The organism is Variovorax sp. Soil_C_26, assembly GCF_057657075.1.
Genome location: NZ_JBDGJC010000002.1, coordinates 22,402 through 47,418, shown reverse-complemented (window position 1 = coordinate 47,418; position 25,017 = coordinate 22,402). Strand labels below are relative to the sequence as shown.

General features: G+C 67.6%; 19 protein-coding genes. 4 read left to right on the top strand and 15 right to left on the bottom strand.

Annotation, left to right across the window (positions count from 1 at the left end):
• Nucleotides 1-21: 21 nt before the first annotated feature.
• The 6 genes from AC3A6G_RS05665 to AC3A6G_RS05640 are packed head-to-tail and all read right to left on the bottom strand — an operon-like array spanning nucleotide 22 to nucleotide 7,876.
• Nucleotides 22-1,542 (bottom strand): sugar ABC transporter ATP-binding protein, encoded by a 1,521-nt coding sequence (locus AC3A6G_RS05665; protein ID WP_487873290.1) that lies wholly within the window; start codon nucleotides 1,540-1,542, stop codon nucleotides 22-24.
• The gene (mmsB, locus tag AC3A6G_RS05660; protein WP_487873289.1) at nucleotides 1,539-2,765 is read right to left on the bottom strand and encodes a multiple monosaccharide ABC transporter permease; all 1,227 of its coding nucleotides are present in this window, start codon (nucleotides 2,763-2,765) and stop codon (nucleotides 1,539-1,541) included. Before mmsB ends, AC3A6G_RS05665 begins: the two co-directional genes overlap by 4 nt.
• Nucleotides 2,752-4,308 (bottom strand): multiple monosaccharide ABC transporter ATP-binding protein, encoded by a 1,557-nt coding sequence (gene mmsA / locus AC3A6G_RS05655; protein WP_487862308.1) that lies wholly within the window; start codon nucleotides 4,306-4,308, stop codon nucleotides 2,752-2,754. Before mmsA ends, mmsB begins: the two co-directional genes overlap by 14 nt.
• An 8-nt stretch (nucleotides 4,309-4,316) precedes the next feature.
• The gene (chvE, locus tag AC3A6G_RS05650) at nucleotides 4,317-5,390 is read right to left on the bottom strand and encodes a multiple monosaccharide ABC transporter substrate-binding protein (protein WP_487873288.1); all 1,074 of its coding nucleotides are present in this window, start codon (nucleotides 5,388-5,390) and stop codon (nucleotides 4,317-4,319) included.
• Nucleotides 5,391-5,403: 13 nt separating this feature from the next.
• A complete protein-coding gene (locus AC3A6G_RS05645) occupies nucleotides 5,404-6,369 on the bottom strand; it encodes an ABC transporter substrate-binding protein (protein ID WP_487873287.1) in 966 nt (321 codons plus the stop codon).
• A gap of 55 nt (nucleotides 6,370-6,424) precedes the next feature.
• Nucleotides 6,425-7,876, bottom strand: a complete 1,452-nt coding sequence (locus AC3A6G_RS05640) for an aldehyde dehydrogenase family protein (RefSeq protein WP_487873286.1) — start codon at nucleotides 7,874-7,876, stop codon at nucleotides 6,425-6,427.
• 160 nt (nucleotides 7,877-8,036) lie between these two features.
• Between AC3A6G_RS05640 and AC3A6G_RS05635 the strand changes: the two genes are divergently transcribed.
• Entirely contained in the window at nucleotides 8,037-8,996 is a 960-nt protein-coding gene (locus tag AC3A6G_RS05635) for a LysR family transcriptional regulator (protein WP_487862275.1), read from the top strand.
• Here the strand turns inward: AC3A6G_RS05635 and AC3A6G_RS05630 are convergent, their stop codons facing one another.
• Entirely contained in the window at nucleotides 8,997-9,779 is a 783-nt protein-coding gene (locus AC3A6G_RS05630; protein ID WP_487873285.1) for an SDR family NAD(P)-dependent oxidoreductase, read from the bottom strand.
• 148 nt (nucleotides 9,780-9,927) lie between these two features.
• On the opposite strand from AC3A6G_RS05630, the gene AC3A6G_RS05625 reads away from it, so the two are divergent.
• Nucleotides 9,928-10,854 (top strand): SMP-30/gluconolactonase/LRE family protein, encoded by a 927-nt coding sequence (locus AC3A6G_RS05625; RefSeq protein WP_487873284.1) that lies wholly within the window; start codon nucleotides 9,928-9,930, stop codon nucleotides 10,852-10,854.
• Between the two features lie 22 nt (nucleotides 10,855-10,876).
• On the opposite strand, the gene AC3A6G_RS05620 is transcribed toward AC3A6G_RS05625, so the two are convergent.
• Nucleotides 10,877-11,764, bottom strand: a complete 888-nt coding sequence (locus tag AC3A6G_RS05620) for a LysR family transcriptional regulator (protein WP_487873283.1) — start codon at nucleotides 11,762-11,764, stop codon at nucleotides 10,877-10,879.
• Nucleotides 11,765-11,894: 130 nt separating this feature from the next.
• Between AC3A6G_RS05620 and AC3A6G_RS05615 the strand changes: the two genes are divergently transcribed.
• A complete protein-coding gene (locus AC3A6G_RS05615) occupies nucleotides 11,895-12,776 on the top strand; it encodes an NmrA family NAD(P)-binding protein (protein ID WP_487873282.1) in 882 nt (293 codons plus the stop codon).
• Nucleotides 12,773-13,024: a DUF2798 domain-containing protein gene (locus AC3A6G_RS05610; RefSeq protein WP_487873281.1), complete on the top strand. Its 252-nt coding sequence runs from the start codon at nucleotides 12,773-12,775 to the stop codon at nucleotides 13,022-13,024. Before AC3A6G_RS05615 ends, AC3A6G_RS05610 begins: the two co-directional genes overlap by 4 nt.
• Before the next feature lie 14 nt (nucleotides 13,025-13,038).
• On the opposite strand, the gene AC3A6G_RS05605 is transcribed toward AC3A6G_RS05610, so the two are convergent.
• From AC3A6G_RS05605 to AC3A6G_RS05575, 7 genes are all read right to left on the bottom strand, one after another.
• A complete protein-coding gene (locus AC3A6G_RS05605; RefSeq protein WP_487873280.1) occupies nucleotides 13,039-14,127 on the bottom strand; it encodes an aldose epimerase family protein in 1,089 nt (362 codons plus the stop codon).
• Between the two features lie 50 nt (nucleotides 14,128-14,177).
• Nucleotides 14,178-15,128, bottom strand: coding sequence for an alpha/beta hydrolase family protein (locus AC3A6G_RS05600; RefSeq protein WP_487873279.1), 951 nt, complete (start codon nucleotides 15,126-15,128; stop codon nucleotides 14,178-14,180).
• A 19-nt stretch (nucleotides 15,129-15,147) separates the two neighbouring features.
• A complete protein-coding gene (locus AC3A6G_RS05595) occupies nucleotides 15,148-19,848 on the bottom strand; it encodes a CapA family protein (protein WP_487873278.1) in 4,701 nt (1,566 codons plus the stop codon).
• Between the two features lie 180 nt (nucleotides 19,849-20,028).
• Nucleotides 20,029-21,285 (bottom strand): putative Na+/H+ antiporter, encoded by a 1,257-nt coding sequence (locus tag AC3A6G_RS05590; RefSeq protein ID WP_487873277.1) that lies wholly within the window; start codon nucleotides 21,283-21,285, stop codon nucleotides 20,029-20,031.
• A 108-nt stretch (nucleotides 21,286-21,393) separates the two neighbouring features.
• Nucleotides 21,394-22,713 carry a lytic murein transglycosylase gene (locus AC3A6G_RS05585; protein ID WP_487873276.1) on the bottom strand — a complete coding sequence of 440 codons (1,320 nt, stop codon included), beginning with the start codon at nucleotides 22,711-22,713 and terminating at the stop codon, nucleotides 21,394-21,396.
• 10 nt (nucleotides 22,714-22,723) lie between these two features.
• Entirely contained in the window at nucleotides 22,724-24,472 is a 1,749-nt protein-coding gene (locus AC3A6G_RS05580) for a RecQ family ATP-dependent DNA helicase (RefSeq protein WP_487873275.1), read from the bottom strand.
• Nucleotides 24,469-25,017, bottom strand: coding sequence for a hypothetical protein (locus AC3A6G_RS05575; protein ID WP_487873274.1), 549 nt, complete (start codon nucleotides 25,015-25,017; stop codon nucleotides 24,469-24,471). Before AC3A6G_RS05575 ends, AC3A6G_RS05580 begins: the two co-directional genes overlap by 4 nt.

Below are 25,017 nucleotides of genomic sequence, written 5' to 3'. Positions count from 1 at the left end.
GGCACGCGGCCTCGCGCGGGTTCATACCGAGGCAATCATTTCGTAGACCTCGTCCTCGGTCGAGCCGCCCGGCAGCTCGCCCACCTTCTGCCGGTCGCGCAGCACCACGATGCGGTGTGCCACGCGCACCACCTCGCTCATCTCCGACGAGATGAAGACCACCGCCATGCCCGCACGCGCGAGCCGCAGGATCTCTTCCATGATCTCCTGCTTGGCCGCGACGTCGATGCCGCGCGTCGGCTCGTCGAGGATCAAGAGGCGCGGCTCGGTGGCGAGCCAGCGCGCGATCATCGCCTTCTGCTGGTTGCCGCCCGACAGCAGACCGATCGGCGTCTCGACGCTCGCGGTCTTGATGCCCAGCGACGCGACGAAGCGCTCGGCCAGCGCGGTCTGCTCGGCTTGCGAGAGAAAGTGCCGGGCGCCGAGCCGGGCCTGCAGCGCGAGCGCGATGTTCTCGCGCACCGACAGCTCGGCGACGATGCCGTCGGTCTTGCGCTCTTCGGGGCAGAGCGCGAAGCCCTGTCGGATCGCATCGGCCGGGCTCGAGAAGCGCATCGCGCGCCCGTCGACCTTGAGCATGCCACGGTCCGGCGCCTCCAGGCCGAACAGCAGCCGCGCCAGCTCGGTGCGGCCCGCGCCCAGCAGTCCCGCGATGCCCACCACTTCGCCCGCGCGCACGCGCAGATCGACCGGCTGCAGCTGCCCCGCCTGCGCGAGCCCCTCGGCCTGCAGCAGCGCGGGCGCGGCTTCGTCGAGCGCCGGCAGCGCGGCCGGGCGTGCCGACTGCGCCGCCAGCTCGCGTCCGAGCATGGCCGCGATCAGCGCCGGCGGGCCGAGCTCGGCGGTTGCCCATTCGCCCACCCACGCGCCGTTGCGCAGCACCGTGATGCGGTCCGACACCGCATACACCTGGTTGAAGAAATGCGTCACGAAGACGATCGCGAGCCCTTCGCCGCGCAGCCGCCGCAGCACCTCGAACAGCTTCTCCACCTCGTCGTCGTCGAGGCTCGAGGTCGGTTCGTCGAGGATCAGCACCTTCGACGACACGCCGAGCGCGCGCGCGATGGCCACCATCTGCTGCACCGCCACCGAGTAGCTCGACAAGAGGCGCGTCACGTCGATCTCGAGCCCGATGCGCGCCAGCAGCTCGGCGGCGCGCCGGTTCACCGCCGCCCAGTCGATGCGAAAGCCCTGGACCGCGCCGCGGCGCGGGTAGCGGCCCGCGAAGATGTTCTCGGCCACCGAGAGATTCGGGCACAGGTTGACCTCCTGGTAGACGGTGCTGATGCCGAGCTTCTGCGCCTCGAGCGGCGAGCCCGGCCGGATCGGCCGGCCATCGAGCCGCATCTCGCCGCCCTCCGAGGCGAGCACCCCGGTGAGCACCTTGATCAGCGTCGACTTGCCCGCGCCGTTCTGTCCCATGAGCGCATGGATCTCGCCCGCGCGCAGGCTCAGCTGCACGTCGCGCAGCACGGCAATGCCGCCGAACTGCTTGCCGATGCCGCGCAGTTCGAGCACGGGCTGGTCGCTGCTGCCGCTCATGCCTGCCTGTTCTTGTTGTAGACGTCGATGAACACGGCCGCGAGCAGCACCAGCCCCTTGATCACCTGCTGGTAGTCGATGCCGATTCCCATGATCGACATGCCGTTGTTCATCACGCCCATGATGAAGGCGCCGATCACCGCGCCCATGACCTTGCCCACGCCGCCCGAGGCCGAAGCGCCGCCGATGAAGCAGGCCGCGATCACGTCGAGCTCGAAGCCGAGGCCCGCCTTCGGCGTGGCGGTGTTGAGCCGGGCCGCGAACACCAGGCCCGCGAGCGCCGCGAGCGCGCCCATGTTCACGAAGGTCAGGAAGGCGAGGCGCTGCGTCTTCACGCCCGACAGCCGCGCGGCCTTCTCGTTGCCGCCGAGCGCATAGATGCGCCGACCGACCGTGGTGCGGTTGGTGACGAAGTCGTAGGCCACGATCAGCACCGCCATCACGATCAGCACGTTGGGCAGGCCCTTGTAAGTCGAGAGCAGGTAGCTGAAGAACAGGATGAGCGCCGCGAAGAACACGTTCTTCACGAGGAAGAAGGCGTAGGGCTCGGTCTCCATGCCGTGCGCGGCGAGCCGGGCGCGTCCGCGCAGCTTGAAGAACACCAGCGCCGCCGCGGCCACCGCGCCCACCACCAGCGAGGTGACGCGCAGCGTCCCGCCCTCACCGCCCAGCGGGTCGGGGATGAAGCCCGAGCTGAGCCGCTGGAAGGTCTCGGGAAACGGCCCCACAGACTGTCCCGCGAGCAGTGCGAGCGTGAGCCCCTTGAACACCAGCATGCCCGCGAGCGTGACGATGAACGACGGGATCCTGCGGAACGCGACGAACCAGCCCTGCGCGGCGCCGATCAGGGCACCCGCCACGATGCCGAGCACGGCCGCCGGCACGAAATGCCATTCGTACTCGACCATCAGCACCGCTGCGAGCGCGCCGATGAAGCCGCAGACCGAGCCTACCGACAGGTCGATGTGCCCGGCCACGATCACCAGCAGCATGCCGAGCGCCATGATGACGATGTAGCTGTTCTGCAGCAGCAGGTTCGTGAGGTTCAGCGGGCGCAGCAAGGTGCCGTCGGTCAGCACCTGGAACAGCACCATGATCGCGACCAGCGAGATCAGCATGCCGTATTCGCGCAGGTTGTTCTTGAGGAACCCGGCATGCACCCCGCGCGGCGCGGCGGCAGCAGGCATGGCGGCGTTCACCGCTTCGGCGTCAGGCGGCGTCATGGACGGAACTCCCCGCGCTCACGATGGCGTGCATGATGCGCTCCTGCGAGGCCTCGGCGGCCGGAAACTCGGCCACGAAGCGGCCCTCGTTCATCACGTAGATGCGGTCGCACATGCCGAGCAGCTCCGGCAGTTCGGAAGAAATCATGAGAATGCCTTTGCCCTCGCTCGCGAGCTGGTCGATGATGGTGTAGATCTCGTACTTGGCGCCCACGTCGATGCCGCGCGTGGGTTCGTCGAGGATCAGCAGCTCGGGCTGCGTGAAGAGCCACTTGCTCAGCACCACCTTCTGCTGGTTGCCGCCCGACAGGTTGACCACGGCCTGCGACACGCCGGGCGAGCGGATGCGCAGCGCCTTGCGGTAGTCGTTGGCCACCGCGAACTCGCGCGTGTCGTCGATCACCATGGCTTTAGCCACCGCCGGCAGGTTCGCGAGGCTCACGTTCTTCTGAATGCTCTCGTCGAGCACCAGGCCCAGGCCCTTGCGGTCTTCGGTCACGTAGGCGATGCCGTGGTCGATGGCCTTGCGCACCGTGCCCACGTCCACCGGCTGGCCGTGCATCAGCACCGTGCCGCTGATGCGCTGGCCGTACGAGCGGCCGAACACGCTCATCGCGAACTCGGTGCGGCCCGCGCCCATGAGCCCCGCGATGCCGATGATCTCGCCGCGGCGCACCTGCAGGTTCACGCCCTTGATCTGCTCGCGCTCTGCGTGCAGCGCATGGTGCACGCGCCAGTCGCGCACCTCGAACACGGTCTCGCCGATGCGCGGCGTGCGCTCGGGATAGCGGTGCGCCATGTCGCGCCCGACCATGCCGCGGATGATGCGGTCCTCGCTGACCGGTCCGGCGCGGCAGTCGATCGTCTCGACCGTGGCGCCGTCGCGCAGCACGGTGATCGAATCGGCCACCTTGGCGATCTCGTTGAGCTTGTGCGAGATCAGGATCGACGCGATGCCCTGGCGCTTGAGTTCGAGCAGCAGCGCCAGCAGCGCGTCGCTGTCGTTCTCGTTCAGGCTCGCGGTCGGCTCGTCGAGGATCAGCAGCTTGACCTCTTTGGCCAGCGCCTTCGCGATCTCCACCAGTTGCTGCTTGCCCACGCCGAGATCGGTCACCAGCGTGGTCGGCAACTCCGCGAGGCCGACCCTGGCGAGCAGCGCGCGCGTCTTGGCGTAGGCCGCGAACCAGTCGATCACGCCGCCGCGCGCGATCTCGTTGCCGAGGAAGATGTTCTCGGCGATCGAGAGCAGCGGTACCAGCGCGAGCTCCTGGTGGATGATGATGATCCCGAGCTTCTCGCTGTCGGCGATGCCGCGGAAGCGGCGCAGCGCGCCCTCGAAGTGGATCTCGCCGGTGTACGAATCGCACGGGTACACGCCGCTCAGCACCTTCATGAGCGTCGACTTGCCCGCGCCGTTCTCGCCCACCACCGCATGGATCTCTCCGGCGCGCACCGCCAGGTTCACGTCGGCGAGCGCCTTCACGCCCGGGAAGGTCTTGGTGATGCCGCGCATCTCGAGGATGCGCGGCGCGCCGGCTGCCATGGCGGTGCTCACTTGACCTGGGTTTCCTTGTAGTAGCCGCTATCGACCAGCACCTGCTTCCAGTTGCCGCCGTCCACGCTCACCGGTTTCAGCAGGTACGAGGGCACCACCTTGATGCCGTTGTTGTAGGTCTGGGTGTCGTTGACCTCGGGCGTCTTTCCCGAGAGCATCGCGTCGACCATGGCCACGGTCACCTTGGCAAGCTCGCGCGTGTCCTTGAACACGGTCGATGTCTGCTCCTTGCGCAGGATCGACTTGACCGATGGGATCTCGGCGTCCTGGCCCGAGACCACCGGCATCGGCTGCGAGGGCGAGCCGTAGCCCACGCCCTTGAGCGACGAGATGATGCCGATCGAGAGCCCGTCGTACGGCGAGAGCACCGCGTCGACGCGGTTGGTGGAATAGAAGGCCGACAGCAGGTTGTCCATGCGCGACTGCGCCACCGCACCGTCCCAGCGCAAGGTGCCGACCTTGTCCATGCCCATCTGCTTGCTGCGCACCACGAGCTTGCCGCTCTTGATGTAGGGCTCCAGCACCGACATCGCGCCGTTGTAGAAGAAGAAGGCGTTGTTGTCGTCGGGCGAGCCGCCGAAGAGCTCGATGTTGAACGGCCCCTTGCCGCTCTTCAGGCCCAGCGCCGCCTCGATCGACTGCGCCTGCAGCACGCCGACCTGGAAGTTGTCGAAGGTCGCGTAGTAGTCGACGTTCTTCGAGCCCTTGATGAGCCGGTCGTAGGCAATGACCTTCACGCCCCTGTCGGCCGCCTTCTGCAGTACGTCCGACAGCGTGGTGCCGTCGATCGCCGCGATCACCAGCACCTTCGCGCCCTTGGTCACCATGTTCTCGATCTGCGCGAGCTGGTTCGGGATGTCGTCGTCGGCGTACTGCAGGTCGGTCTTGTAGCCCTTCTCCTTGAAGTACTTGACCATGTTGGCGCCGTCGGCGATCCAGCGCGCCGACGACTTGGTGGGCATCGAGATGGCGATCGGGCCCTTGTCCTGCGCGTGGGCGAGCGGCGCGAGACCGGCGGCGGCCAGCGCCACGACGGCCAGGGAGGCCTTGAGGAAGTTGCTGCGTTTCATTGGATGTCCGTCCTCAGTACTTTCGATTCGGGAATTCTTTTGCGGCGACTTCCATCGGGAAGATGCCTTCCTCGGTCACGATGCGCTTGGGCAGCGTCTTGCCGGCCTTGATGTCCTTCACCGCGCTCATGAGCTGCGGCCCGAGCAGCGGGCTGCACTCCACCGACACGTTGAGCTTGCCGGCGATCATGGCTTCGAAAGCGCCCTTGACTGCGTCGATCGAGATGATCGTGATGTCCTTCGCGGGCTTCAGGCCCGCTTCCTCGATCGCCTGGATCGCGCCGATGGCCATGTCGTCGTTGTGCGCGTACAGCACGTTGATCTTCTTGCCCTCGGCCTTGAGGAAGGCTTCCATCACCTCCTTGCCCTTGGCGCGCGTGAAGTCGCCGGTCTGCGAGCGCAGGATCTTGAACTTGGGATCGGCCTTGACGATCTCCTCGAAGCCCTTCTTGCGGTCGATGGCCGGGGCCGAGCCCACGGTGCCCTGCAGTTCGACGATGTTGACCTCGCCCTTCTGGTCCTTCATCTTCTCGACCAGCCAGCGGCCGGCCTTGCGGCCTTCCTCGACGAAGTCCGAGCCCATGAAGGTGACGTAGAGCGAATCGTCCTTGGCGTTGACCGCGCGGTCGGTCAGCACCACCGGGATCTTGGCGGCCTTGGCCTCGCGCAGCACCGTCTCCCAGCCCGACTCCACCACCGGCGAGAAGGCGATCACATCGACCTTCTGCGCGATGAACGAGCGGATGGCCTTGATCTGGTTCTCCTGCTTCTGCTGCGCGTCGGAGAACTTGAGCTCGATGCCGGCTTCCTTGGCCGAGGACTTGATCGACTCGGTGTTGGCGGTGCGCCATTCGCTTTCGGCGCCCACCTGGCTGAAGCCCAGCACGATCTTCTTCTGCGCCAGCGCGCTGGCGGGCAGCAGTCCGCCGAGCGAAGCGGCGGCCAATGCGATGTTGAGGGTGCGGCGATTGAGTGTCATGGGATGTCTCCTTCTTTCTTGCTGTGAGCCTGCTGGAAAGCCTTGGTGGTGGTGGTCAGGCCCGCATGTAGCCGGTCTTGACCGTCGTGTAGAACTCCGCGGCATGGCGCCCTTGTTCGCGCGGCCCGTAGCCCGACCCCTTGCGGCCGCCGAAGGGCACGTGGAAGTCCACCCCCGCGGTCGGCAGATTGACCATCGTCATGCCCACTTCGGCATGGCGCCTGAAATGCATCGCGTGCTTGAGCGAGTTGGTGCAGATGCCCGCGCTCAAACCCGAGGGCGTGTCGTTGCACAGCGCCAGCGCCTCGTCGTAGTCGGCCGCGCGCAGCACGCAAGCCAGCGGGCCGAAGACCTCCTCGCGCGCGATGCGGTGGCCGGGCTGCGCAAGGAACAGCGCGGGGCTCATGTAGTGGCCCGCCGTGGCGCGCACGAGCGGCTCGCCGCCCCAGACATGCTCGGCGCCTTCTTCGCGCGCGATCCCGACCCAGGCCAGGCTGCGCGCGAGCCGCACCTCGTCGACCAGCGGGCCGACGTCGATGCCGCGCTCCAGCGCATGGCCGATGCGCAGTGCCTTGAGGCGCTCGCGCAGCCGCGCCACGAACACGTCGTGCACGGCAGCCTCGACGATGAGCCGGCTCGACGCGGTGCAGCGCTGGCCGTTGGAGAAGTAGGCGCCCTGCACCGCGCAGTCGACCGCATGGTCGATGTCGGCATCGGCCAGCACCACGAGCGCGTTCTTGCCGCCCATCTCGAGCTGCACCTTGGCGCGCCGCGCGGCCGCCGCCTGCAGGATGCGTTCGCCGTTGCGTGCCGCGCCCGTGAAGCTCAGCGCATCGACCAGCGGGCTGTCGACCAGGGCCTGGCCGGCCTCGCGCCCGCTGCCCATCACGAGGTTGAACACGCCCGCGGGCAACCCGGCGCGGCTGATGATCTCGGCCAGCGCCCAGCCGCAGGCCGGCACCAGCTCGGCCGGCTTGAACACCACGCTGTTGCCGTGCGCCAGCGCCGGTGCGATCTTGCCCGCGGGCACCGCGAGCGGCGCGTTCCAGGGCGTGATGAGCCCCGTCACGCCCACGGGTTCGCGCGTCACGTCGACCTGCACGCCCGCGCGCAGCGAGGCCATGTTCTCGCCGCCGCCGCGCAGCGCCTCGCCCGCGAAGAACTTGAAGACCTGCCCCGCGTGCCCGGCCTCGGCCACCGCCTCGGGAAGCGTCTTGCCGACCTCGCGCGCCAGCAGCAGGCCCAGCTCGTCGCGGCGCGCCAGCAGTTCGGTGCCGATGCGATCGAGCACGTCGGCGCGGCGCTGCGGCGTGCTGTGGCTCCAGTGGCCGAAGGCATCGGCCGCGGCACGGACCGCGAACTCCACCTGCCGCCGGTCGGCGCGCGCGTATTCGGCCACCACTTCGCTGGTGTCCGACGGATTGGCGCTCACACCCGTGGTCGCGCTGGTCTCCCAGCGGCCATTGATGTACTGCCGCACGTTCTGGTGGAGCTCGCCGTGGATCACGGTGCGTTGACCTTTGTCTCTCGTTTTTGAAGTGGCGAGAGTCTATGAACGATATTGATATCGATCCAATCATTTTTTCGACAAAATGGATATCAATCGACGGATTCTGGAAAACCCGTCAGCCCAAAGTTCCAAGCCGCTAGGCAAGCAATCAAAAGCCATGAACAACTACAACCACTGGTTCATCCGCGCGCGCCTCAAGACGCGGCAACTGCTGCTGCTCGTGGCGCTGGCGGAGGAAGGCAACATCCACCGCGCGGCGCAGGTGCTGAACATGACGCAGCCCGCGGCCTCCAAGCTGCTGAAGGACCTGGAGGACGTGCTCGAAGTGCCGCTGTTCGAGCGCCTGCCGCGCGGCATGCGCCCGACCTGGTACGGCGAAACCATGATCCGCCATGCGCGCGTGGCGCTCGCGAGCCTGAACCAGGCGCACGACGAACTCACCGCGCTCAAGGCGGGCCGCTTCGGCCAGGTGAACGTGGGCGCCATCACCGCGCCGGGCATCACGCTGATGCCGCCCGCCGTGGCGATCGTCAAGCGCGAGCAGCCCGACCTGCGCGTGTCGCTCGAGATCGAGACCAGCGCGGTGCTGATGGAGCGGCTCGCGCAGGGCAAGCTCGACATCCTGGTGGCGCGGCTCTTCGCTGAGCACGACAAGTCGCAGCTGCGCTACGAGGCGCTGGCCGAGGAACCGGTGTGCGCGCTGGTGCGCCCCGGCCATCCGCTGCTGGGCGTGAGCGGCCTCACGCTGCGCGACGTGGTGGGCGCCGGCTGGATCGTGCCGCCCGCGGGCAGCGTGCTGCGCCACCGCTTCGAGCTGATGTTCCAGGAGGAAGGCCTTGCGCCGCCCGCCAACATCATCGAGAGCCCTGCCCTGCTTTTCATCACGCGCATGCTGCAGCAGAGCGACATGGTGGCGGTGCTCGCGAGCGACGTGGCGCGCTACTATGCGGCACACGGCATCGTGTCGCTGCTGCCGCTCGACATGCCCTGCCACATGGACGCGTTCGGCATCATCACGCGCACCGACCGGCTGCTGTCGCCGGCGGCGAAGGTGATGATGAAGGCTTTGAAGACGGCGAGCCTCAGCGTCTACGGACGCAAGCTCGAGATGGACTGATCAGGTCCAGCCGGCGTCCACCGTGAACTCCTGCGCCGTGCACATCTTCGCGTCGTCCGATGCGAGGAACAGCACCATGCGCGCGATGTCTTCGGGCATCAGCTTGTCGGGCAGACACTGGTTGCGGTGCAGCGCCTTCTCGCCCTCGTCGTCGAGCCAGAGGTTCACCTGGCGCTCGGTCATCACCCAGCCCGGCGACACCGTGTTGATGCGGATACGGTCGCGGCCCAGCTCCACCGCCAGCCCGCGCGTGAGGCCGTTGACCGACGACTTGGCGATCGCGTAGCACGGGTAGCCCGAGCCCTTGGTCTGCCAGCCCGTCGAGCCCAGGTTGATGACCGCGCCGAAGCCCAGGCGCCGCATGCCCGGCACCACCGACTGGATCGCGAACAGCGCCGGCCGCTCGTTGATGGCCATGCGGTTGTCGTAGTACTCGGGCGTGACCGATTCGAGCGTGTGGCGGTCGTCGCTCGCGACGTTGTTGACCAGCACCGCGAAGTCGCCGAGCTCGGCCGCCGCGTCGGCCATGGCCTGCTGCAGCGCGCCGATGTCGCGCACGTCGCAGCTGCGCCACCACGGCGCCGCATGGCCCGCGGCGGCGATGCGCTCAGCGAGTGCCGCGCTCGCGGCTTCGGCGATGTCGATGAATGCCACGCGGGCGCCCTGCGCGGCGAACGCCGCCACGATGGCCGCGCCGATGCCGCTGCCGCCGCCGGTCACGAACACGGTGCGCCCCGCCAGACTGGGGTGGATCGATGGCTTTTCCGGTGAATCAGTCGTCAAGGGAGGCATCTCCAAGCGGTTGGCAGTGACATTGCAAATTCAATATCTATCGATGCCATAAATCGCAATTTCTATTATCAATATGCCTTGATACGATCCGCCGCGTCAAGGCCGCGTGACAGACAACAACGAAGAAGGAGACAAGCACATGAACCACGACAACAGCGGCAGCGCGCTCACCGCACCGACCATCCTCGGCCAGCCCGAATGCCTGTGGCCCGCGGGCGCGACGCTCGGCGAGGGCACGCTGTGGTCCGTGCGCGACCAAGTGCTGTACTGGGTCGACATCCTCGAGCACCGGCTCTACCGCCACGATCCGCGCGACGGCGCGCGCCGCAGCTGGCAGTTCGACGAGGAGATCACCGCCCTGGCCGAGCGCGCCGAGGCGCCGGGGCTGATCGTCACGCTGCGCCGCGGCTTCGCGCTGTTCGACCCGGCCGCCGACGCCGCGCCGCGCTACCTGCACCAGCCCGAGACCGAGCGCACCGGCAATCGCTTCAACGACGGCAAGTGCGACCGGCAGGGCCGCTTCTGGGGCGGCAGCATGGATTTCGACTGCCAGGCGCCGACCGGCGCGCTCTACCGCTTCGATGCCGACGGCCGCTGTACGCGGCACGACGACGGCTTTGCGGTCACCAACGGACCGACCTGGTCGCTTGACCAACGCACGATGTACTTCAACGCCACGGCCGAAGGCTGCATTCATGCCTACGACTTCGATGCCGCGGCCGGCACGGTGCACAACAAGCGCGTGTGGCTGCGCTTCGGCGCGGGCGAAGGCCTGCCCGACGGCATGACCACCGACGCCGCCGGCCGGCTGTGGATCGCGCGCTGGGGCGGCCGCTGCGTGAGTTGCCACGACCCCGCAAGTGGCGACGAGCTCGGCCGCATCGCCTTGCCCGCAAGCAACGTGACCAACTGCGCCTTCGGCGATGCGGACCTGTGCACGCTCTACATCAGCACCGCGCGCAGCGGCCTCACGCCCGAGCAGCTGGAGTCCGAGCCGCTCGCGGGCGGCCTGTTCAAGGTGCGCATCGCAAGCCCGGGGTTGCCGGCCGCGCTGTTCGCGGGTTGAAGCGGCGGGCGCTGCCGATCGGTCAGAGCGGCGGCAGGCTCTCCGCCGCGAAATCCGCGAACAATTTCGCGCGCGCGAAACTGCCGCGCGCGGCAGGCCACACGGCGTGCACCGGCAGCGGCGGCGCCTCGAACGCGGTGAGCACCAGTTCGACCTGGCCGCTCGCGACCAGATGCCGGATCTGCCACAGCGGCGTGAAGAACAGGCCCATGCCGCTGGTCGCCGCCGCGTAGAGCGCGGCGGTGCTGTCGGCGCGAAACCGGCCGGACACCTTCACGCGCTCGCGCCGGCCGTCGATCGAGAACGGCCAGTGCCCGTCGTTGCCGTGCGTGGTGCGCACCAGGCATTCGTGCGCCGCGAGGTCCTCGGGCCGCGCGGGTCTTCCGTGCCGCTCGAAGTACGACGGCGCACCGAACACCACCCGCCGCAGTGCGCCGAGCCGCCGCGCCGCGAGCTCCGAATCGGGCAGCTCGCCGATGCGGATCGCGAGGTCGAGGTCGCCTTCGATCAGGTCGACGAACCGGTCGGACGCCGTGAGGTCCACCGCCATGCCGGGGTAGCGCTGCATGAACGCGCCCGCCAGCGGCACCACGTACGACGCGGAGAACTCCACCGGTGCAGCGACGCGCAGCAGTCCGCTGGGCGCTTCGCGCTGGCTGTTCGCCTCGGCGCCCGCTGCGTCGAGTTCGGCCAGCGCGGCCTGCACGCGACGGTAGTAGCTGCGCCCCACTTCGGTCGTCGACGAGCGCCGCGTGGTGCGGCGGAGCAGCTGCACGCCGAGGCTGCGCTCGAGCATGCCAAGCGAACGGCTGATCGACTGCACCGAGCGCCCCAGCTGGCGCGCGGCTGCGCTCTGGCTGCCGTGGTCGACGATGGCGACGAAGGCGCGGATGTCCTGAAGCTGGTCCATGCATCTTTCCGGTCTGGATGAAGGTTCTTGGCGCGGCGCGCGGATTCTCCGGTGCGCATGCCTTCCCTATCTTTGCGGTTCCGCGGCGATGGCCGCTTCGCAGGCAATCAAGAGAAAAAAGGAATCATCCATGGAACGACAAAAACCCACCGTGCTGGTGGTCGGAGCGACCGGCCGGGTCGCCGGCCTCGTGCTGCCGGCACTCGCTGCGCGCGGCGCCACCGTGCGCGCGCTGGTGCGCAGGCCGGACGACACCGCGACAGCCTTGCAGCGTGGCGCGCACCAGGTGGCGGTGGCAGACCTGCGCGACGGCGCGAGCCTCGCGCGCGCGGCGGCGGGCTGCGACGGCGTGTTCCACATCGGCCCGGCCTTCCAGCCCGACGAGGCCGACATGGGCTGCCGCATGGTGGCGGCGGCGCAGGCCGCGGGCGTGCGCAAGTTCGTTTTCTCTTCGGTGATCCAGCCCACGCACGCCACGCTCGCGAACCACGCGAGCAAGCTGCCGGTGGAAACAGCGCTGTTCGAATCGACGCTCGACTACACGTTGCTACACCCGGCCAACTTCTTCCAGAACCTGCAGTCCGCCTGGGCGGCCATTGCGCGCGAGGGCGTCTTCGCCGAGCCCTACCCGGTCGGCACGCGCATCGCGCGCGTGGACTACCGCGACGTGGCCGAAGCGGCGGCCATCGCGCTGACCGAAGACCGCCTGGCGTACGGCAGCTTCGAACTCTGCGCACCAGGACGCTTCAACCGCGTCGAGATCGCAGCCATCGCCGCCGAGGCACTCGGACGGCCGGTGCGTGCGGCGGAACTGCCGTTCGACAAGTGGGTGGCCGTGGCGCGCCCACCCTATGACGCGCAGCAGCTCGTCATGCTCTCGAAGGTGCATGCCCACTACGCGGCCCACGGCCTCGGCGGCAATGCGCTCACGCTCGAGGCCATTCTTGGCCGCCCGGCGCGCACGCTCGCCGACTACATCCGCGAACTGGCCGCAAGCCAGCCTTCCCGATGAGCGCGCGCAAGCTGCCCGCGCGCTGGGCCGGCGTCCTCATGCCGCTTCTGTTGTCGGTCTTCATGTCGTGCATCGTCGCGGGCATTGCGACGCTCAAGAGTGTCGGCTTCAACGACGGGCTGCTGCCGCAGTGGATGGCCGCGTGGGGCGTGTCGTGGCTGGTCGCCTTTCCTGCGCTGCTCGGCCTGCTGCCGATCGTGCGGCGCCTGGTGGCGGCGATGGTGCAGGCGCCGCCGCCGCCGCGCTGAAGCGGCGGGCCCGCTCAGCCGAGCAGGCCGAAGCGGTGCTCGGTCGCGCTGTCGAAACGCTCGCCGGGTCGCAGCACGGTCGACGGAAACTCCGGCCAGTTCGGCGCGTCGGGATGGTGCTGCGTCTCGAGGCATAAGCCGGCGCCGCGCAACAGCGGCTCGCCGTGGCTGCCGCGCAAGCTGCCGTCGAGGAAGTTCCCCGAATAGAACTGCACGCCGGGCTCGGTGGTGTGCACTTCCATCACGCGCCCGGAGGGCGCATGCGCGACGCGGGCAGCCAGCGCCAAGCCGTTCGCATCCGCGCGATCCAGCACCCAGTTGTGGTCATAGCCGCCGGCCGCAAGCAGTTGCGCGTGCGGCTCGCTGATGCGCTCGCCGATGGCCCGCGGCGCGCGAAAGTCGAATGGCGTGCCGTCCACTGGCGCCTCGCCGAGCGGGATCAGGCCGGCGTCCACGGGGCAGTAGCGGCTCGCGGCGATCGTGAGCGTGTGGTCCAGCACCGTGCCTCTGCCGCCGGCAAGATTGAAGTAGTCGTGGTGCGTCAGGTTCAGCACCGTGGGGCGGTCGATGGTCTCGGCGCGGTAGTCGATGCGCCAGGTGTTCTCGCGCGTGCTCAGCGCATAGCGCACCGCCACCTGCAGCGTGCCCGGATAGCCTTCCTCGCCATCGGCGCTCGTGTAGCGCAGGTCGATCGCGACGGCGTCCGGCGACTCGTCGGCGGGAACGGGCTCGATCTGCCAGAAGCGTGTGCCGAAGCCATGTCGGCCGCCATGCAGCGAATGGTCACCGTCGTTGACCGACAGCTGGTGCGACTGGCCGTCGAGCGTGAAGCGCCCCTGTGCAATGCGGTTCGCATGGCGGCCGACGATGGTGCCGAGGTGCGGATGCGGCGCCAGGTAGTCGGCCAGTGTCGGCAGGCCCAGCACGATGTTGCCGCTCTGGCCGTTGCGGTCCGGCACGTGCAGTGCGGTGACGATGCCGCCGATGTTGATGGCGCTGAGGCGCAGGCCGAGGCCGTTGTCGAGCGTGTATTCGGCGACCACGCGGGCGTCGGGCATGCGGCCGAATTCGCGCGAGGTGATGCCGTTGGGGAGCGGGGTCATCGGTCTGCCCATTCTTGCTTGATTATTGATGGCTGCCGGAAATCGACCCTCTATCGATGAGCTTGCGAGCTGGGCCTGACTTTTCGATTCGCCGCTTGCTTTGAAGTGGCGCATTCTTGCGCATAGGCCAATCCCACATCACCACGCAGATCGTGAAAGCTGGGAGGGACGCCCTCCACTTCGCTCAGAACTACACGGTGCCCCGCGCTTCTCAGGGCCTTCGCGAACCTTGCCTGGAGGTAAAACGGGGTGACCTTGTCCCGGGGGTCGCCAAGGATGTAGACGATGCGTTTTTCGTCTCGGACCACATTCTTGACGTGGTCCAGCGGATCGTACATTTTCCTTGCCAGCGCCACCTCCTTCGGACGGGGAGAGACTCCCGCATCCTCGCCCCGGCGCTTCTGCCACCGCTCGAGATATGCGAACGTCGACGAGGACATGACGGCGCAACCGATATCGGAGCGTCCCATTGTCAGCATTGCAGCGGCGGCGGTTGCGCCGCCACTGTGTCCCCAGAGCACGAAGCTTTGAACGCCGTAACGCCGCTTCAACACGTCGAGGCTGTCGTTCAGGGGGGTGAACTCGTCCCGCAATCGGCGGCGCAAGCGATGATTGCCGGACGATCCGTAGGTTCCAGGGCGCGCCAGCATTACGACCGGAACACCTGCCCGGCGAGAAAGCTCGGTGTAGCGCGCACTCAGGGCCTGGCGGGTGTTGCTCGGGATCTCGTTCCAAGGCCGTGTCAGCATCGCGTCGCGGTCCCCGGTCATGTAGACGATGAGCGTCGGCGCAAGGCGAAGGTCAACCGGACCAAAATAGCGAAGACAGCTACCGCTTGCGTCCAGGTGCAGATAGCTGGCTTCGTCGGGGCAAGCCAGTTGCTCTGCAGGCATTCCCCAGGGCAAGGGATCTCCCGCGGAACTGAACGAAAGCGCGGCGCTGCAAGCCAACCCGCAAAGCACCCCGAACAGCAACCGCTGCCCCGATCGACGAGATTTCATGCTGCCGGGTCCCTGACGGTCAAGCCGCAGTCGTCTTCGACAGCGCACGCAGCTTCGGAAAAGTATCCCCGAAATCCGAGTCTCGGCGAGACCCTTTCAACAGCACCGTGTCGCCGTCTCTCAGTTCTCTGCGAAGGTACCGCGCCAGTTCGTCAGCCGATGTGAAGTGAGGCCCGAGAAGGCCGGATGGCATGACCGCGCGCAGGAACTGCATCTCCTCGCCATGCGTGAGTACCAGCTCCGCACCGGACTGCAGGAGCGGTTCGGCAAGGCTTTCGTGAAGAGGCTTGGCCATCTCGCCGAGGTGGACGATGCGCCCGAGTACGGCGACCTTGCGCCCGTTGCGGTTGCGGCGATCGAGCGCCAGCACCGAAAGTGCATTGCGCATCGATTCGACTTCCGCATTCCAGCTGTCATCCAACACTTCCGCGCGCACACCATCCCACTGGAGCGTGTGCCACTGCAGGCGGCCCTCTTCTGGTTCAAACCCTGCGACGCGCGCCATCCCCGATTCAATATCGCAGCCCATTGCATAGAGAACCGCCGCCACCGACATGGCGTTGTTCACCATGCCTTCGCCGGGAAGCGGGACGTAGAAGCCGCAACTTCGTTCGGGTGTCTCAACCTCGACCCACGAACCGTAGGCATTGCCACGCGAGCTCCGCAGACGGACTTCTGCTTTGTCACTGCGGCCAACGACAATGCAGCGTTTCGCATGTTGGCGCGCCCTCTCCAGGACCTGCTCGAAATGCGGCAGATGCTCTCCGACAATGGCCGTGGCCCGGCCGCTCAGGCCGACGAACACACGCGACTTCCAGCGCACGACATCCTGGATTGATTTGACCATCGAGTTCGTCTGCGAGAACCCGATCGCCGTGACCAGTGCAATCGTCGGTCGCAAAAGTTGCGTGATGGGACCGCGCTTCATCCACAACGCACTTTGCGCCACCTCGACGACGGCAGCTTCATGCTCCGCCGACAAGCTCGCCAGCGTGGAAGGCGCTCCGACGCGCGAGTTGTAGTTGTCGACACTGCTGAGCACGCGCTCCGGGCCGCCAAGTGCCTGGGCCAGCAAGCCCATCGTCGTGGACTTGCCGACAGTACCGGTTATCGCAATCACTTCACCGGTGTACCGAGCTCGCGCAGCCAGGCCGAGCTCGATGATGGCGCGGATCGGGTCCTGCACTTGGAGCATCGGGAAATCCGGCGGCATGCCCTCCACCGGCTTGCTCACAATGGCGCCGGCCAATTGAGTAGCCGACCCCGGCAGCAATCGATGGCGGTCGACATTGCGCTGTCCCGTTGTATTGCTCTGCTCATGGCGCGCGCGGTCGAACGTGTCGTGTGCGACATAGAGCACCGGCGAGGCGCGCATCGGGATGTGCTTGGCGCCCGACACCACGGAGCGGACCGACCATTGCGGCGGCGGCTCGACCAGCCAGGTTCCCCCGGTGATACCGGCCAACTGAGCCGCGTTCCAGGTCTGCCCTGGCGTGCAGGCCAACAATTCTGGAGAGAACTCGGCGGCGTACGTCGCGGGGACGCTCGACGTTGGCGCTGAATCCCTGCCCGGCACAGCGAGCTCGAAGAACCGGTCGATGGCTTGGACGTGCTCTCGTGCGCGCTGCAGCACCAGCGCAACCTGAAGCTGCATTCGACCGTTCACCAAGTCTTTTCTCTCGGGCGGACGCAACGGGCAAAAGTCCCGATAGAGGGTGCCGGGCCGCCACTGTGTGGTCGGTACCTGCCAGTCGCACGGATCGTGGTCCATGCCAAGGCCCCAGGGCGGCATGGTGGAACTGCCCGTGGGTTGCGCGCGAATATCGATGCGGTAGTCGCGCAGCACAGCTGCATCACAGGTCCAGAATGTTTCGACCCAGATGCTCTCACGGGTGGCGATCGGCTCCTCGGGCCAGGCCCGCACACCCACCAACGTCAATGGACCGAATCGGAGTGGTACCGGCAATGCTGCCGTCGCCGGCAGTTCGTCGACCCAGGCATCCTTCGGCATCGGTCGGGGCATGCGCAAGCTGCGCAGGTCATACCGCACGGCTGCAGCCGGTTCTGCGGTCACAGGATCGCGCCGGCTGGGCGCAAGGTCGATCGCTGCAGTGCCGTCGCTGCGGCACTGCATCCGCGTGCCCAGCGCCGCGCAGCGGGCCACATAGCGTTCCGCCGCTGCCATGGAGGAGGGTCCGCCGCGCTCTACAGTCTGGCCGAAACCGACTGCTACCGGAACGAAAACGACGCGTTCGATGCCGTTTGCGCCAAGCTCGAGCTCGAACACCCCGCCGTCGCCATTGTCGATGCGGCGCGCGTCGAACAAGAGATCACCAGCGTCATGAATAATCGGACGGCCCTCGTGCAGTTCGATCCCATGCAGCGTATGCGCAGATGCGCCCAATACCGCGTCGGCGCCCGCATCGATGATGGCCCGGCCCACGGCGGATTGTTGCGGGTCAACTTTGGCAGTGTGGTTCTCGCCCCAGTGGACCGCCACCAGCACCACACTGGCCTCGATGCGCGCCTTGGCGATACGGGGTGCTAGACATGAAGTCCATTGCTGAATCTCGCTCAGCGGCAGGTGCGCGCTGCCAGGTGCATCTGGACGCGCAGCAAAGCGGGGCTGCGTTGCGTCGATCGAGAACACGGCCACGTTGTGGGTTCCCGCTGGCACGATGGCCGGTGTCAACGCAGCCTCGAGATCTACGCCACTCCCCGCTTGGGCGAGCCCGACGTTGCGCAGCCACTGCAAATGCTCCATCAGTGCCTCGGGACCGTAGTCGCCCGAATGGTTGTTGGCCGTGGTCACCACGTCCACACCTGCCGCGGTCAGCACCTCGAGCATCTCGGGGCGAGCACGCAGGTAGTAAGGACCACCCTCGCCCTTCGCCACACCGCGCTGACCGCTGGTGGCCACGACGCATTCGAGATTCACGATGCTCAAGTCCGCGCGCGCGATGGCGCGCACCGGTGCGAGGACGCGATGCACGCCAAAACGCGCGGTGAGATAGTGCTGCCTTCGACCGAGGTTCACATCGCCGCCCCAAAGCACGACAGGGCGCTTGCGTTCGATTCTGGGGGAACCCTCGAGGTATTTCAGATAGCTGACATAACCCGACAGGTAGTGCTCCACGTCGTCGATCCGCACTCGAAAGCTGTGATGGCGGATGAAGAAGCCGTCGACGATGCGCGCCGGATTCTTGAAGAACATCGCGAGCTCGGGCCAGAAGTGACCATTCAGCAGATAGCGCGCACGGGATTCGAGCGCACGATAGAACTTGTCGAGATCGAAATCCTTGAGAAGATGCGCATGTACCGGATCCGCCTGCAGCCGCGAGATCATCTTCTGCGCCGCCATCATCAGCTCGAGCAAGGTCGGAAATGTCGTAATCCGCTCCAGCACGAAATCCAGATGGTCGCGCACGTTGTCGAGGCCGAAGCGGTAATAGCGCTCATCGCTACGGTACAGCGTGAGTTCATTCACGCAATAGCTCAGCCAATGGTCATGGGCTTGCCAGTGCTTGGCCTCGATGAAGTGTTCGAATGCTTTCTCGACGGACTGGAGGTAGACGGGGTTCTTCGTCAGCCCGTACAGCCGCATCAGCCCGAAGGCTGCTTCGCCTTCGTAGTAGATGATCCGATTCTCCTGTGTCACACGCAGCGTGGGGTACGCAAGCACATGCACGAACCGACCTGTGGCCGAATCCTGCATGTGCAGAATTCCAAGTGCCAGCTTTTCGAGCAATGGAAGATGCTGTGTGTCCCCCGTGACCTCCGCGTACTTCACGAACGCCAGCAGGCACACAGCGTTGCCGCCGAGCTTGATCTCGTCGCCGATGTCGATCAGGAAGGCCGCGCGTTCGCCGCTCGGGAGCGTTACTTCCCGGATCGCGTCACGTACGAGATAGCCGAGCGCGCGATCGATCGCGTCGCGCTGGTCAGGGTTGCCCGTCCGTTCCCAACCTTCGAGCAGGGCATAGGTCGAACTCGCATGGCGCAGCGTGTTGTACGTTGGAATCGGACGATCAAAGCAAGGGAACCACCCGTAGTCGAAACGCCCGGAGGGCTGCACCTGGCGGGCCAGGTAGGCGCTGCTTCTTGCGATCACTCCGTGTACGAATTCGGCGTCCCAACGATCCACCGTGCGGTAGCCGCTGTGGCGTCCTTTGTCTTCAATCAAATGGACATCGCTGCCATCGGTAAACGCGGCGAGGGTGTCGAAGAGCCACACGGTCGTTTCGGGCTCCGACGGCCACGCCAACGGACGCCCGAAGCGGCGTGTGCCGTATGTCCGCAGGTTGGTCGCGTTGGGTACGGCCTCCTCGAACGCGTTGTCGTAGAGCAGCGCATTGGCGCCGATCTCCTGCTCCAGGATCGCTACGGAAAGGTCTGCGTCGAAGCCGATCCCGCAGCGGAAATAGTTGCGCTTGGTCGTGCGAAGCTGGGCCTTCAATTGCGCCCACGGCATGGCTTGCACGTTTTGAGCGATGTCGGCTCGCAGCCAGAAGGGCGAGCCCGGCTGCTTGCGCCGCCACACTTCTATTTTTTGAACGCCGTCGGACCAGGCCTCATCGAAGCGCTTCCCCACGGCGCGCACGACCTCCGCACGTTCGTTTCCGGTGCTGACAGAGAGGAAAAGAACGCATGCAGGCGAGCCACCTGCGCGGTGCAGATGCGCGTTCCAGAGTTCCAGAAGGGCGCTGTGCAGCCGGCGCAAGGGTTCGCTGTGAGGAGCGGTGCTCGCTAGATCCGCGGACCTATCGGTGGAATGCGGTCGGGGAGAGGGAGGTGCCATCCGAACTTCTCAAAACGTAAAAAGAGCGGATCGCAGTCTATTCTGCTTTGCATTGATGAACGCACGTCCGCGGCAGCTCCGCCGCCGCAGCCCGGCCGCACCCTACAGCAGCATGAACGCCGCGGCCGCCACGGCCGTAGGCCCGAGCGCGCCGAGCAGCAGCCCGCCCGCACCGATGGTCTCGTCGGTGAAACCGCGCTTGAGCAGCGCCACACCCGCGGGATTCGGCGCGTTGGCAATCACCGTCAGTCCGCCGCCCGCCACCGCGCCGGCGACCAGCATGTACTTCGATTCGTCCGAGATGTTGGCGATCAGCGAACCCAGGTAGGTGAGCGCCGCGTTGTCGGTGATCGCGGTGAGGCCCAGCGCGCCGAAGAACAGCGCGACCGGCTCGAGCCCCGAGACGACCGGCTCCAGCCACCAGCGCTGCATGCCGCCGAGCACCACCAGGCCCGCAAGGAAGAAGCCGACGAGCAGGGCCTCCTTGATGATCAGCGGGCTCTGGTGGCGCTCGTACGCCTGCGTGAACCCGAGGAACATGAGGAACAGGCCGAGGAACGCGACCGGATGGTGCGCGAACAGCACGATGCCCGCGAGCAGCACCAGGTGCGTGGCGGCCACGGTGGCAGGCACGGGCGCGCCGGCCAGCTGGTTGCCCGCGGCACCAATCGGCAGGTGGCGGCGCAGCACGAACGTGGCGACGGTCGCATTGATGAGCACGGCCACGGCGGCCTTCCAGCCGAAGGTGGCGAGCATGAAGGCGCTGTCCCACTGCCAGGTGGTGGCGACCATCAGCACGGGCGGTGCGGCATACGAGGTGAGCGTGCCGCCGATCGAGATGTTGACGAACAGCACGCCGAGCGCAAAGTACTTGACGCCCTCGGGCACCTGGGGCCGGAAGATCTGCGGCGCGAGCATGAGCGCCGCGATGGTCATGGCCGCGGGTTCGGTGATGAGCGAGCCCAGCAGCGGCACCGCGGCCAGCCCGAGCCATGCGGTGGCGACAGGCGTGGGCACCGGCACCAGCCGCGCGATATTGTTGACGACCGACATGACGGTGGCCAGCACCGGCCGCGAAGCGGCAACCACCATGACCACGAAGACGAACAGCGGCTCGGTGTAGTTGCGCGATTCGGCATAGTCGAGCGCCGCGTCACCGCCGATGACCACGCCCATCGTGAGCACCAGCACGATGGCCCAGAAGCCGAACACCACCTCGACCTCGCCGAGCAGGTGGAACAGGCCGGCGTGGCGGGGGTAGCGATGCGACAGCCGCTCGAACTGCTTGGCTGCGAAGGTGTGGATGAGGGCGACGGCGAACAGTGCAGCAGCGATGTACTGCATGGTGGACTCTTGCATGGGTGGCGATGGCGTGTGTGAACCGCGTGGCGGCCCGACCAGCGCATGAAACCTGCGTTGCCGCGCTCGCGGCTTCGCACCCGGCTGCAATTTTAGCGGACGCCGCCTTCAGTTCTGCTGCTGCAGACGCTGCAGCAATTCGACGCTCGGGTAGCCGTCCGCGGGCGAGCCCACGCTGCGCTGCCAGCGGCGCAGCGCATCGCGCGTGGCGGGCCCCATCACACCATCGGCCGCGCCGGCCGCGAAGCCGCGCTGGTTGAGCGCGGCCTGCAGTTCGGTCGTCTGGCTGCGCGACAGCGCCGCCAGATCGCGCGGCCACGCGGCCTGCACGCCCGTACCACCCGCCAGCTGCTGCGCGAGAAGGCCGACCGCAAGCGCGTAGTTGGTCGAGTTGTTGTAGCGCAGGATCGTGCGGAAGTTCGGCCCGACCAGAAAGGCCGGCCCGCGCGCGCCCGCGGGCAGCAGGATCGCGCCGTCGCCAAAGGCCGGCAGAGGCTGGCCGTCGATGGCTGCCACGCCTTCGGCCGCCCATTGCGTGGAGGCCTGGCGAATCGCCATGTCGGCGCGGCCGGGCTCGAAGCCCGCAGGCAGCCGGACCTCGACACCCCACGGCTGGCCGGCCTGCCAGCCCGAGCGCGAAAGAAAATTGGCGGTCGAGGCCACGACGTCGGCCATGCTGCCCCAGATGTCGCGCCGTCCGTCGCCGTCTGCATCGACCGCGTACGCGAGAAAGTTCGACGGCAGGAACTGGGTCTGGCCCATCGCGCCGGCCCAGGAACCGATCATCCGCTCGCGCGCGATGTCGCCGCCCTCGAGGATCCTGAGCGCCGCGAGCAGTTCGCGGCGGGCCCAGTCGCCACGGCGCCCGTCGAAGCCGAGGGTGGCCAGCGCGTCGATCACCGGCGTGCTGCCGTAGTTGCCGCCGTAGTTGCTTTCCATGCCCCAGATGGCAACGACGATGGCCGGTGGTACGCCGTAGCGCGCAGCGGCCGCGTCGGCTTCTGCATGCACCTGCTGCAGCCGCTCCTGGCCCGTGACCACGCGCTGCGGCGTGACGGCGCTGTCGAGATAGTCCCAGACCGTGCGCGTGAACTCCGGCTGGGCCCGGTCGAGCTCGACGACGCGCGGCAGGTACTGCACGTTGGCGAATGCGGACTGCAGCGTGGCTTCGCCGATGCCCGCGGCGCGCGCCGTGGCGCGGAAATCGGCCACCCACTGGGCGAACTGCTGCTCGACGGCAGCGCCGTCCTGTGGCACTGGCAATGGCGCTGGTGCTGCGACCCGGTTCGCAGGCGCTGGTGCCGATGCCTGTGGCGGTGCCTTCGCCGCGGGGCTGGCAGCGCAGCCGGCAAGGCCCACCGCGGTGGCCGCGAGCAGTGACGAGAGCAGATGGGAGCGGGCGAAAGATGGGCGTGCGGAATGGTGCATGGCTCGATTCTCAGGCCTGTGCCTGGGCCTGCACCGGGGCCTGCACCGCGGACCGCCGCGCCCGCCGTGCGGGCACCGGCCGCACGAACTCGGGCCGGAAGCAGCGCTCACTGCCGTCGGCGAATTCGATCGTGACCGAGATCGCGTCGGCGTTCGCCACCGAGCCGACGCCGTAGCGCGCGACCCGGACCGACTCGCCGGGCGCGAAGGCGGTGCGCGGCGATGCGGCCTGCTTCTGCGCATTGGCCGCTGCCGCTTCGGCCTCGGCGTCCCGCTGCGCGCGCTCGTGCCTGGCAAGGCGCGCGCAGTTGTCGCAGGCGCCGCAGCGCTGCAGCAGTTCGTCTTCGCTGCCCAGGCCCGAGAGCAGCACCTGCCAGCGGCACATGCCGGTGGTTGCGTAGAAGGTCATGCGCTCGAGCGCCGCGCGCTCCTGCTCGCGCTTGTCGTGGTGGCCGCGCAGCAGCGCCTCGAGCCCGGCGTCGTCGAGCGCGGCCTTGCGGCCCCAGCGCAGCAGGCCTTCGTCGTCCTGCGCGAGCAGCTGCGCCTGCCGCAGCAGGTTCAGCAACACGCGCAGCTTGCCACGCGGCAGGCCCGCGCGCTGCGGCAGATCGGCGAAGGCATGCCGCGCATCCCGCGCTTCCGAAAAGACCTGCTGCACGCGGCGCAGCTCGGCCAGCTCGGGCAGCCAGCCGGCAAGAAAGAACTGCTGCACGGCCTTGTCGCGGCGCAGGTACAGCAGCACGCAGTCGGCACGCTCGCCGTCGCGGCCGGCCCGCCCCGACTCCTGGTAGTAGGCATCGAGGCTCGCGGGCACCTGGTAGTGCAGCACGAAGCGGATGTCGGGCTTGTCGATGCCCATGCCGAACGCGTTGGTCGCCACCATCACGCGAAGGTTGCCGGCCATGAAGCGCTCCTGCGCCGCGCGCCGCTCGTTGGCCGGCTGCCGGCCGTGGTAGAGGCCGACGGATTCGCCCAGGGCTTCGGACAGCGCGGCGAAGAGCGCCTCCGCCGCCTTCACGGTGGCGGTGTAGACAATGCCGCTGCCCTGCAGCCCGGTCGCGAGCGCGAGCGCACGCTGCAGCTTGTCTTCCTCGCGCTCGAAGGTTTCGACGGCATAGTGCAGGTTGGTGCGGTAGGCGCCGGTGTCAACATGGCCGGCGCGCGGGATGCCGAGCTTCTCCATGATCTCGGCGGCCACCTCGTCGTTGGCGGTGGCCGTGAGCGCCAGTACCACCGGGCTGCCCAGCGCGCGCGCCGCCACGTCGATCTCGAGGAACGCGGGTCGGAAGTCGTGCCCCCACTGCGAGATGCAATGCGCCTCGTCGACCACCAGCAGCGACACCGGCCGCTGCCGCAGCAGCTTTACGAAGGCCGCATCGGCCAGCCGCTCGGGCGTGCAGAAGACCACGCGCGCACGGCCATCGGCGATCGCCTGCTCGGCATCCGCGATGGCCTCGGCGCTGCACTGGCTGTTGAACTGCACCGCGGTGACGCCGAGCGCATCGAGCTTGTCGCACTGGTCCTTCATGAGCGCGATCAGCGGCGAGACAACGACGGTCTGCCCCGCCGCCAGCACCGCGGGCACCTGGTAGCAGAGCGACTTGCCGGCGCCCGTGGGCATGACCGCGAGCGTCGATTCGCCTGCCACCACGCGGTCGATCACGCGGCGCTGCCCCGGCCGCAACTGCCGCAGGCAGAACACCTCGCGCAGCACACGGTCGACGCGGGATTGGGCCCGCGGCCTTGGCGCTGCGCTCATCCGCGCAGGCGCCGGGCCCGTTTGCGCGGCTTGAGCACCACGCAGAGCAGCGCCACGGCCGCGATGCCGATCGCGGCCTTGCGTGCGGCGCCCCTCGGGTTGTGCCGGAGTTCGGCGCGTCCGCCCATCTCGGCATAGATGTTCGGCACGTGGCCGCGCGCGAGATCGCCGACCAGTGCCTCGCCCATCTGCAAGCGGTCGGCCATGAGCAGCATCATCCAGTGGCGCAGGTCGTTCTCGGAATGGCGAAAGGCCGCGCGGCGCAACCAGCCGCTGAGACCCGAGGGCGGCAGCGTGGAGCCGAAGATCGGCGTGATGCCGGGGCGTTCGGTCGAGTGCAGCACCTCGACGTGCGCGTGCTGCTGCTGCGGCGGATCGATCGGGTGGTTCGGCAGGCGCGGCGGCGTCCGCTCCTTCGGCACGGCGGGGCGCATGGCGCGGTCGAGGTCCGCGCCCCAGCCCACGATGTGCGCATGGCGCGGGGAGACTGGTGCCTCGCTCTCGGCGTTGTTCGTGTTGTCCGATGGGTTCGGGGTGTGGTTCAT